Source organism: Blautia sp. CAG:237 (genome assembly GCF_000436615.1).
Classification (GTDB): domain Bacteria; phylum Bacillota; class Clostridia; order Lachnospirales; family Lachnospiraceae; genus Blautia_A; species Blautia_A intestinihominis.
Window position 1 is genome coordinate 1 of the sequence record NZ_FR886681.1, and the last position, 10,989, is coordinate 10,989.

Below are 10,989 nucleotides of genomic sequence, written 5' to 3' on the forward strand. Positions count from 1 at the left end.
GCAGTTTTAACTGCTGTACAAACTCCACGTTTCTGTGGTGCAGACTGCTCAACAGCTTTCTTTCTTAAAGAGTTGAATGTTCTCTGCAGAGCCGGTGCTGTAGATTTCTTTACAGATGTCTGACGTCCTTTTCTTACTAACTGGTTGAATGTTGGCATTCCATTTCACCTCCCGATTATTTTCTCCATGGTTTGCCATGGGGTAGCGCGGTTGCTATTGTCAAATTTAAATGCCGGGCAACAAAAAAACAGCGTTCCTGTTGCACGCCTGCTCATTATATCCCGTAAAAATGCGGCTGTCAAGGCATTTTACATGATTTTTTCTTTTTTTTACGAATTCCTGATTATTGCTTTTTGAAGGTACTCTGTTTATAATATTGAAAAGATTATTTCGCTGATGCTGATAATCATTTTTACTTTATTGCTTTACTTCTATATAATAAGAAAGGATTTCTCATCATGAAAGAAAAGCTGAATCCTGGCATTCTTTTGCTGGTCCTGACTGGTCTTCTCTTTATTGCCGGAATTTTCCTTGTCGAACTCAGAACTGCCCGGCAGATCTCCGATTACGAAGCCCAGCTGGACACCTTCATTCAGCAGGTGGATGCCAAAAAAGAAGAACTTGATAACGCCAGTTCCGCTTACGCTGATGCGATCCAGTCTCAGAAGGATCTTCTCAACTGGAAGAAACAGCAGAATTCCGGTACACATCAGACCGTGAGTGAACGCCTTCCTGAAGCAGAATCTGCTGATACACAGACCTCTGTTTTCAATCAGAATACTTCGCCCGAATACAATTCTTTCACTTCAGGGGGAAACAACGATACTGAAGACGAAACAGCTGAGACCAACCCGCAGGATTCCGAAGATCTTTTCAGCGATCAATAACCTGCTGCACTTAAAAAGAAAGGATATCTTAATATGAATACCCCTAAACAGCAAAAACCTTTTTTTCTGTACATTATCATCAGCATTCTGGCTGTAGCAGTCATCGGACTTGGCGGACTGGCTCTGTATTCACTGAATGGTCTTGCCTCCCTCCAGTCCAAAGTCACTGAACTTCAGGATACCGTACAGGAAATGGCAGAAACATCCGCAAACCTCGTTGCTCAGTCCGATGAACTCAAGCAGCTCCAGGAACAAAATCAGCAGTCGTCTTCCAATACAGTTTCTGCTGAATCTGCAAGTCAGGAAGAAGGAACGCTTTCCCCATCCCACTCCTCCGAAACGGTCTCCTCTGAGACTACAACGGATGAAAGTCTGAACAATCTTCTTTCACAAGTCAGAACTCTTCTTCCACAGGATAATGGAAACTGGTCCGTTTACGTCTGCAACCTTATGAAAGGCACCGAAGGCACGATCGACAATCAGCCGATGCAGGCTGCCAGCCTGATCAAGCTGTTCATTATGGGCGCCGTTTACGAAAACTACGATCAGCTCTGCGAAACATACGATGCAGATACCCTGAACAGTTATCTCAATCCTATGATTACTGTTAGTGATAATGATGCTGCAAATACTCTCGTAAATATGCTCGGCGGCGGCGATGATTCTGCCGGCATGGATGTAGTCAATGCCTTTTGCCAGGCGCACGGATATACCAGTACTTCCATGGGCAGACTTCTTCTACACAGCAATGAAAATGGCGATAATTATACTTCCGTAAATGACTGCGGACATTTTCTCAAAGAGATCTACCAGATCAATGCAGGTACTGCTGAGAACCCAACTTTATCCCATGCCGATGCCATGTACTCTCTTCTCAAGATGCAGGAACGCCGCAACAAAATCCCGGCAGACATGCCGGAAGGTGTCAGCGTTGCAAACAAGACCGGCGAACTCGACAATGTTGAAAATGATGTTGGAATCATCTACAACACAACCAAAGGCATCGACCTGGTTGTATGCTTCATGTCTCAGAATCTGAGCAGTACCGGCAATGCGCAGGAAACGATTGCTCAGGATTCCCGTATGATCTACGGATACTACAACGAATAAAACGCATCACCCAAAAGCCATACGGTTTAAACAGATCGTATGGCTTTATTTTTATAAAAAAATCAGCTTTTTTCTTCCGAGATTTCCCCGTCTGTATCTTCATAGGACATCTCCCATATATCAGCAAAAACCGCCAGCGGGCAGTCCGTAAGAAGACACATCAGCAAAAAGCACTCATACGGATTCACAATATAAATCTCACTCATTCCACATTTATGCAGAATCTTCTGTATTTCTTCAAGGAAATGATGATATCGATTATATGGATCATCATCCTGCATCTCCTGCGAAACAATAAAAAACTCCAACGTGATCAGATCAAAACGTTCCACCGGAAACTTATGATTTATGATGCTGTTGATCCGCTGTCTGCTGAACCGCTTCTGGCTGAAATGCTTCGCCAGAATAGACGCAGACATTTTTTTGAGATTTCCCATCTTATTTACAGGAATTCCACTGCAGATAACTTTTTCCACATCAGAATCCGTAATATCAGAAATATTCCACACTTTGTTGCGGTCTTTTTCCACTTCATCACCCTGATACATCCTGGCGATGATTTCCTTGGCATGAGTCAGAAGGCGCACAAATTCCTGAAATGCCTGACTCTTCTCTGACATCGGGTCATCCGCTCCAACCTTGACATAGGCCAGATACTTCAGAAGTTTCTCCTCATTGTCCAGGATCAATGCGCCTGAATATACCTTGGATGCCTCGGTGTAATCCGGATCAGGCTCCAGTTTCTCATAGGCTTTCTTAAGTTCTTCTGCCTTATGATAGCCAACTTGCATGGTATAACAATACCAGTAGATCACCTCATCCGGATTATGGAAATCAAAATCCTGCTCTCTCAGTACCCGTGTCAGAAAATCCGAAACATCCTCCGAACTCATACGAAGTCCAAAACCAAGCAAAAATACAGTCTCTCTCTTGACAGATGCCTGTGTCAGCCAGTTATTGACAAGAGATGTCAGTTTCGTTGATGTAGGATTCATTGATTTCGGTGTACAAGTCTCATGAAAAGACTCAATCACGATGTCTCTGTAAATATCCTGCGTTACTTCATTATAGGGTTCTTCGAGTCCTGCACGTTCATAAATATATCGTTTCAGGTGATCTCCAAAAGATACCAGTTCCATTTCTTTATATAAATAATGAAAAATAACATCAGCATCTTCGTCTTCAAACCCATCCAGACTGACGACCTGCCGGAATCTCTGTGCTGCTTTTCGTGTGAATTCAAAATCTTTGACAGAATCAAAAGCAACTGTCTGTTCAAAATCCAAATCCTGCATACGGTTTTTCATAGTCTGTCACCTTCATATTCTATAAAAAATAACTTAATAATTTTCCAAACCAGTTTTGTTCCTGCTCTGCAAGTTCGCAGAGTATTACTGTAATGTTGTCCCTGCCTCCTTTTTGGAGGGCCTGTTCTACCAGAAGTTCTGCTGTTTCCGCTACCGGAACTTCCCTTGCAAGAACAGCCGCGATCTCACTGTCAGTAAGCATATCTGTGATTCCATCTGAACATATGAGATACCGAGTCCCGATCACTGCCTCCTGTGCTGTGATCGTCGGCTCAAGTCCCATGCTTTCCTCCGGGATCCCAAGATACTGTGTCAGCGGCGGCTTGCCGAATCTTCCTCCCCCAAGGACATGATCCAGCGAAAGCTGATGTATCTGTCCTTCCGGCGAAACGCGGTAAATACGACTGTCACCCAGATTGCATGAATATACTTGGTCTGCCCCAAAAGCAAGAATTGCTGCAGTTGTTCCCATGCTGTTTATTTTATTTTCCTGTCCGTAATCACATACAGCACGGTTCATCTGGAAGCAGAGTTCATTCAGGAACTCTTCCGGATATTCTGAGATTTCTTTCTTTTTTTCTTTATAAAACTCACCACAGGATTCTGCTGCAAGGAATGCTGCCATTTCTCCACAGCTTTCGCCTCCCATTCCGTCAAATACGGCAAGAAGCGGAAAATCCTTCTGTTTTATCTTTCCGCTGCGGACATGACTCATTCCCTTGTTTTCTGAATCAAGACTCTCGCCACAGCACCAGAAATTGTCCTCATTATTATTCCGCACCTTACCTATGTGGCACGTATATGCATATTCAATCTGATACGCCATAGCCCTTCCTTTCTCAGGATGCAGATGTACTGTCAGCAGAGAGATTCAACTGAGCTTTGTACTCTTCCGCACGATCCCAGTATTTCTCTCCTCTTGTTACATACTCCTCACTGTCTGTCTCGTTATCATGACAACGGTTTTTGTCATCGATCCAGCGGATCAGCTTACCGTCCTCATAATAATATCTGTCTATTTTCTGCTCTCCGTCCTTCAGATCACTCAGCGTATTGTTATCAGCCCATATATAGGCAAAAAACAGTTCATCATTCCAGTAATAATATTCTTCATAATAACCATCTTCTGACAGATCCGGATAGATCAGTATCTTCATAACCTGCCAGTCTCCATTATCCCGCTGTTTCAAGTAACTGATCTTTCCTTCTTCTTCAGATCCAATCCAGCTGTAATCATTCAGATCATCGCTGATCTCTGTTGCCTGTGACTGAATTTTTTCCAGAGTCTCCTGAAGTTGTTTATTTTCTGCACTCTGAACCGTCTCTGTAACTGACTGCTTCAGACGCTGTAATTCTGCATTTTCTTTCAGAAGCCAGATAAAAACGCCCACAACAATACAAACTGCTATCACCATAATGACAGCAGCCGCAACAAGTGGCTCAAATTTCTGCTTTTTCTTTGCAGGTTTCCTTCGATGCTGTGGAGAACGGCTGATTCTTCTGCCTGTCCTTTTGTCTGTATTTCTCAGTACAACCGTTTCCTCAGGTTTCTCTTCTTCTGTAAAATTTCTGTCTGTTTCCGGAGAATCTGATATGATCTCCGGTTTTCTGATATCCGACAGTTCCGGCTGCCCAGGATATCGAACCTGCTCCAGTGCCATTCGAAATTCCTCAGCACTTTCATAACGATCATGGCGATCATAAGCACATGCTCTGAGAATCACGTCTGCAAAAGCCTCCCCTGCTTCTGCCGGCGGAGGCAGTTCCTCTCCTGCCATTCTCCTGTTCAGTGCCTCTTCCTTGTCCCGATACGTGATCAGCTGCTTCTTAAGGCTGATAAAAGGAAGTCTGTTATGGTTTCTTAATTTATAAAGTACAATTCCAAGGGAATAGATGTCTACTCTGGCATCATATGCCTCTCCTTTGTACATTTCCGGTGCCATATAAGAAAATGTACCCTTCTTAGATAACCCACTCATTGTCCGATCCAGTTCCCGGGCAATGCCAAAATCTCCCAGTTTGAACTCCCCAAATCTGGAAACAAAAATATTCTCAGGTTTAATGTCTCTGTGAATGATATTCTGGCACTGGCAGTATTCCAGTGCTTTACACAAATCGATTCCTAAATGTATCACATCATCTTCTGAAAGTGCGCGTCCGGCACAATAATCAAGAAAGCTGGTCAGATATTCCATTCGGATGTAAATATCCCATCCAATATCGTCCAGATATTCCACTACTTTATAATCCTCAACAGAGACTACATGAGAATTGCCTCGAAAATACTCCATCGTATTCACTTCCTGGATACATTCTTCTACCAGGCTGTGAAAATATTCCTTTACCGATTGTTCATCCGGGTTTTCCGAACGAATACTGCTCAATTCTCCGGCATTCGAGGGAATCGTAATAACTTTGATCGCAGAATAAAAGGTCTTGCCCTGCTCTGTACGTTTTGCCTTATAGACCTTACCGAAGGATCCTTCACCGATCTTCTCCACGATCTTCCATTCCGGCCATACAGAAACCGGAAGTTGTTTGTCCATCTATCCTCCCTCCTCTCCTCTCGTAATATGATCTATATTTATTTGAATGTAATTCGTAACTGTTCAATAGCCTCACAGTTACATAACTTCTATTTTATTCTAAATCCTATATCTATATAAAAAACACTAAGTAACTCTATGTCTTTAAAACTCTGTATCTTTGAAACTTCCATCAGGAAGTGCTCTTAGTATAGCATGTCCACCCGCGTCTGTCTGTAGTTTTCGCTTTTCTTCCATCTTTTTTCACACAATCTTTATACTTTTCCTGCAAAAAGAAAAAAAGAAGCCCCAGATTTACTTTGATCATAAATCTGGAACTTCTTCTGTAGTTCATTTATTCTTCTGTTGTATCGATATCCTCATCGTCCAGAAGGATCTCTTCCTCTGCATCATCAGAAACATCCTCTGCGGATTCTTCTTCCATTGTCAGCATTTCATCATCCTCTGGAAGTTCATCTACAGGCTCTTCTTCTGCCACAGGTGTTTCCTCCGGCATTCCTGTATCAAGCTGAATGTCTCTGTAACGTTTCAGACCAGTTCCGGCCGGGATCAGCTTACCAATGATAACGTTCTCTTTCAAACCTACCAGGTGGTCAACTTTACCCTTGATAGCAGCTTCTGTCAGGACTTTGGTTGTTTCCTGGAAGGACGCTGCTGACAGGAAGGAATCTGTTGCCAGGGAAGCCTTGGTAATACCAAGCATAACCTGTTTTCCTTCTGCCGGTGTCTTGCCTTCTTTTTCAAGTTTTTCGTTAACTTCTTCGAATTCAAGAACATCAACAAGTGTTCCCGGAAGGAATTCTGTATCTCCGTTTTCTTCGATACGGATCTTCTTCAGCATCTGGCGGACCAGAACCTCGATATGCTTATCACTGATTTCTACACCCTGGAGACGGTATACTCGCTGAACCTCACGGAGCATGTAATCCTGAACAGCACGAACACCCTTGATTCTCAAGATATCGTGTGGGTTTACACTACCTTCTGTCAGCTCATCACCAGCTTCAAGTACCTGTCCGTCTGTGATCTTGATACGGGATCCATAAGGGATCAGGTAAGTCTTGGAGTCGCCGTCTTCCGGATTGGTAACAATGATCTCACGTTTTTTCTTGGTATCGTTGATAACTGCAACACCAGGGATTTCTGTGATGATAGCAAGACCCTTAGGTTTTCTTGCCTCAAAAAGCTCCTCAACTCGAGGAAGACCCTGTGTGATATCTCCACCGGCTACACCACCACTATGGAATGTACGCATGGTAAGCTGTGTACCAGGCTCACCGATAGACTGTGCTGCGATGATACCAACAGATTCTCCAACCTGAACAGCTTCACCAGTTGCCATATTTGCACCGTAACATTTAGCGCAGACACCAACCTTGCACTTACAGGTCAGGATCGTACGGATCTTAACTTCTTCGATCGGACCACCGTTAGCGTTTACACCCTCACTCATGATACGTGCTGCACGTCTTGGTGTGATCATATGGTTTGCTTTAACAAGAACTTCACCATCTTTGTTTGTGATGGTTTCGCAGGAGAAACGTCCTGTGATACGTTCCTGAAGGTTCTCGATCTCTTCCTTGCCATCCATGAAGCCTTTGACATACATACCAGAGATCTCCGGTCTGTTTTCACAGCAGTCTGTTTCACGAACGATAAGTTCCTGAGATACGTCAACCATTCGTCTGGTCAGGTAACCAGAGTCGGCTGTACGAAGAGCGGTATCGGACATACCTTTACGAGCTCCATGCGCGGACATGAAGTATTCCAGTACTTCAAGACCTTCACGGAAGTTTGACTTGATAGGAAGCTCGATAGTGTGACCAGTTGTATCGGCCATCAGACCACGCATACCGGCAAGCTGTTTGATCTGCTTATCGGAACCACGGGCACCGGAGTCAGCCATCATGAAGATGTTGTTGTATTTATCAAGACCGTTCAGAAGGGCTTTGGTAAGCTCATCGTCAGTCTTCTTCCATGTCTCAACAACTTCTTTGTAACGCTCTTCTTCTGTAATAAGACCACGTTTGTAGTTCTTTGTGATCTTGTCAACGATATTCTGTGCGTTCTGGATCATCTCAGGTTTCTGAGGCGGCACAGTCATATCAGAAATGGATACTGTCATAGCTGCACGGGTAGAATATTTGTAACCCATAGCCTTGATGGAGTCGAGAACCTCTGCGGTCTTGGTAGCTCCGTGAGTGTTGATGACTTTCTCAAGGATCTGTTTCAGCTGTTTCTTACCTACCAGGAAATCAACCTCAAGAAGAAGTTCATTACCCGGAATGCTTCTGTCTACATATCCAAGGTCCTGCGGAAGAATTTCGTTGAACAGGAAACGTCCAAGTGTGGACTCTACAGTTCCTGTCAGCTCTCTTCCATCTGCCAGTTTTCTTGTGCAGCGTACATGGATTCTGGACTGTAATGTGATAACTTTATTTTCGTAAGCAAGGATTGCTTCGTTTACGCTCTTGAAGTATTTGCCTTCGCCCGGATTTCCTGGTCTCTCCTGTGTCAGATAGTAAATACCAAGGACCATATCCTGTGAAGGAACGGCTACCGGACCACCATCTGAAGGTTTCAGAAGGTTGTTTGGTGAAAGCAGAAGGAAACGGCACTCTGCCTGAGCTTCCTGGGAAAGCGGAAGATGAACAGCCATCTGGTCACCATCGAAGTCGGCGTTGAACGCGGTACAAACGAGCGGATGAAGTTTGATAGCTTTACCTTCTACAAGGATCGGCTCAAATGCCTGGATACCCAGACGATGCAGTGTAGGTGCACGGTTCAGCATAACAGGATGTTCTTTGATAACATCTTCCAGTACATCCCATACTTCCGGCTGAAGTTTCTCTACCATTTTCTTGGCATTCTTGATGTTGTGGGAAGTTCCGTTTGCAACAAGCTCTTTCATAACGAAAGGTTTGAAAAGCTCGATTGCCATTTCTTTCGGAAGACCACACTGATAGATCTTCAGTTCAGGTCCAACGACGATAACAGAACGTCCGGAATAGTCAACTCGTTTACCAAGAAGGTTCTGACGGAAACGTCCGGATTTACCTTTCAGCATGTCAGAAAGGGATTTGAGAGCTCTGTTTCCAGGTCCTGTTACCGGACGGCCACGACGACCATTGTCGATCAGCGCGTCTACTGCTTCCTGAAGCATACGTTTCTCATTACGAACAATGATATCCGGTGCTCCCAGTTCCAGAAGACGTTTCAGACGGTTGTTACGGTTGATGATTCTTCTGTACAGATCATTCAGGTCAGATGTTGCAAAACGTCCACCATCGAGCTGTACCATAGGACGAAGATCTGGCGGGATAACCGGGATTGCAGTCATGATCATCCACTCCGGACGGTTTCCGGATTCACGGAAAGATTCTACAACTTCCAGTCTCTTGATGATTCTGGCACGTTTCTGTCCAGTTGCATCTACCAGTTCTGTCTTGAGTTCCTCAGCATCTTTCTCAAGATCGATCGCTTTGAGAAGTTCCATAATAGATTCTGCACCCATTCCAACACGGAAATTGTATCCGTATGCTTCACGGGCATCCTGATATTCTTTCTCAGTGAGAACCTGTTTGTACTGAAGTCCGGAGTCAGCCGGATCCAGTACAATATAGTTTGCAAAGTATAAAACTTTTTCCAATGTTCTCGGAGACAGGTCAAGGATAAGTCCCATACGGGATGGGATTCCCTTGAAGTACCAGATATGGGATACCGGAGCTGCAAGCTCGATATGTCCCATACGCTCTCTTCGTACAGAAGATTTGGTTACTTCTACGCCGCATCGGTCGCAGACAACACCTTTATAGCGGATTTTTTTGTATTTACCGCAGTGGCACTCCCAGTCCTTGCTTGGTCCGAAAATTCTTTCACAGAAAAGACCGTCCTTCTCTGGTTTCAGAGTACGATAGTTGATGGTCTCCGGTTTTGTTACCTCACCTCTGGACCATTCTCTGATCTTCTCAGGGGACGCCAGTCCAATCTTGATGGCATCGAAAGTCATTGGCTGATATGTTTCATTGGTAGTTGTTGATTCTGCCATGTATTCTTTCCCCTTTCTTACTTGTCGTCATCATCATCATAGGAATCGTCGAAGTCCAGGAAATCCTCTTCGCCCTCATCCTCTTCTTCTACATCTACGAGTTCTTCGCCTTCAAATTCCTGTTTGGTATAACCATGTTTGCCGAAGGACTCTTCTTCTCTGTGATGTCTGCTGTCACCTTCGATTACGGAACGAAGATCTGTATCACCATAATCTACTGTTTCCAGAAGGTGTACTTCTGTATTGTCATCTTTGAGTACTTTGACATCAAGACCCAGAGACTGAAGTTCTTTGAGAAGTACCTTGAAGGATTCCGGAATACCCGGCTCAGGGATATTGTCACCCTTGATGATCGCTTCATAGGTCTTAACACGTCCTACAACATCGTCGGACTTCACTGTCAGGATCTCCTGCAGTGTGTAGGAAGCACCATATGCCTCCAGAGCCCAAACCTCCATCTCTCCGAAACGCTGTCCACCGAACTGAGCTTTACCACCCAGAGGCTGCTGTGTTACGAGGGAGTATGGACCAGTTGAACGTGCATGGATCTTATCATCTACCAGATGATGCAGTTTCAGGTAATGCATGTGACCGATAGTTACACGTCCATCGAAGTACTCACCGGTACGTCCGTCACGAAGCTGAACTTTACCATCTCTGGAAATTGGAACACCTTTCCACAGTTCTCTGTGGTCTTTGTGCTCATCAAGATATTCCATAACGTCAGGAGCAAGTACATCCTGATATTTTGCACGGAATTCTTCAAAATCTTCAATATTTACATAATCATTTGCCAGTTCCAGTGTATCCTGGATATCAACCTCGCTCGCACCATCGAATACAGGTGTGGAAACATTGAATCCAAGTGCCTTGGCTGCAAGACTTAAGTGGATCTCCAGGACCTGTCCGATATTCATACGGGAAGGTACACCCAGAGGGTTCAGCACGATGTCAAGCGGACGGCCATTTGGAAGGAATGGCATATCTTCAACTGGAAGTACACGGGAAACGACACCCTTGTTACCATGACGACCAGCCATCTTATCGCCAACAGAAATCTTACGTTTCTGAGCGATATAAATACGAACAGA

Annotated in this window: 6 protein-coding genes and 2 pseudogenes; 2 read left to right on the plus strand and 6 right to left on the minus strand. The window is 44.4% G+C overall.

The window, feature by feature from the left end:
- Nucleotides 1–158: pseudogene (locus QZL69_RS02065) on the minus strand (30S ribosomal protein S12); the annotation flags it as partial.
- A gap of 300 nt (nucleotides 159–458) precedes the next feature.
- On the opposite strand from QZL69_RS02065, the gene QZL69_RS02070 reads away from it, so the two are divergent.
- Nucleotides 459–887, plus strand: coding sequence for a hypothetical protein (locus QZL69_RS02070; protein ID WP_022213566.1), 429 nt, complete (start codon nucleotides 459–461; stop codon nucleotides 885–887).
- 33 nt (nucleotides 888–920) lie between these two features.
- Nucleotides 921–1,997, plus strand: coding sequence for a serine hydrolase (locus QZL69_RS02075; RefSeq protein ID WP_022213567.1), 1,077 nt, complete (start codon nucleotides 921–923; stop codon nucleotides 1,995–1,997).
- A 62-nt stretch (nucleotides 1,998–2,059) separates the two neighbouring features.
- Here the strand turns inward: QZL69_RS02075 and QZL69_RS02080 are convergent, their stop codons facing one another.
- The 5 genes and pseudogenes from QZL69_RS02080 to QZL69_RS02100 all read right to left on the minus strand — a co-directional run.
- Nucleotides 2,060–3,304: a hypothetical protein gene (locus tag QZL69_RS02080; RefSeq protein WP_022213568.1), complete on the minus strand. Its 1,245-nt coding sequence runs from the start codon at nucleotides 3,302–3,304 to the stop codon at nucleotides 2,060–2,062.
- 19 nt (nucleotides 3,305–3,323) lie between these two features.
- Nucleotides 3,324–4,130 carry a PP2C family protein-serine/threonine phosphatase gene (locus QZL69_RS02085; protein WP_022213569.1) on the minus strand — a complete coding sequence of 269 codons (807 nt, stop codon included), beginning with the start codon at nucleotides 4,128–4,130 and terminating at the stop codon, nucleotides 3,324–3,326.
- Between the two features lie 13 nt (nucleotides 4,131–4,143).
- On the minus strand, nucleotides 4,144–5,850 hold the full coding sequence (locus QZL69_RS02090) for a serine/threonine protein kinase (protein ID WP_022213570.1): 1,707 nt from the start codon (nucleotides 5,848–5,850) through the stop codon (nucleotides 4,144–4,146).
- A gap of 334 nt (nucleotides 5,851–6,184) precedes the next feature.
- Nucleotides 6,185–9,898, minus strand: a complete 3,714-nt coding sequence (gene rpoC / locus QZL69_RS02095; RefSeq protein ID WP_022213571.1) for a DNA-directed RNA polymerase subunit beta' — start codon at nucleotides 9,896–9,898, stop codon at nucleotides 6,185–6,187.
- A gap of 17 nt (nucleotides 9,899–9,915) precedes the next feature.
- Nucleotides 9,916–10,989 (minus strand): annotated as a pseudogene (locus tag QZL69_RS02100) (DNA-directed RNA polymerase subunit beta); the annotation flags it as partial.

What these genes read in the sequence shown, in the direction of transcription:
- rpoC (WP_022213571.1), bottom strand. Translation starts at nt 9,898, where the DNA reads ATGGCAGAATCAACAACTACCAATGAAACATATCAGCCAATGACTTTC.
- QZL69_RS02070 (WP_022213566.1), top strand. Translation starts at nt 459, where the DNA reads ATGAAAGAAAAGCTGAATCCTGGCATTCTTTTGCTGGTCCTGACTGGT.
- QZL69_RS02075 (WP_022213567.1), top strand. Translation starts at nt 921, where the DNA reads ATGAATACCCCTAAACAGCAAAAACCTTTTTTTCTGTACATTATCATC.
- QZL69_RS02080 (WP_022213568.1), bottom strand. Translation starts at nt 3,304, where the DNA reads ATGAAAAACCGTATGCAGGATTTGGATTTTGAACAGACAGTTGCTTTT.
- QZL69_RS02085 (WP_022213569.1), bottom strand. Translation starts at nt 4,130, where the DNA reads ATGGCGTATCAGATTGAATATGCATATACGTGCCACATAGGTAAGGTG.
- QZL69_RS02090 (WP_022213570.1), bottom strand. Translation starts at nt 5,850, where the DNA reads ATGGACAAACAACTTCCGGTTTCTGTATGGCCGGAATGGAAGATCGTG.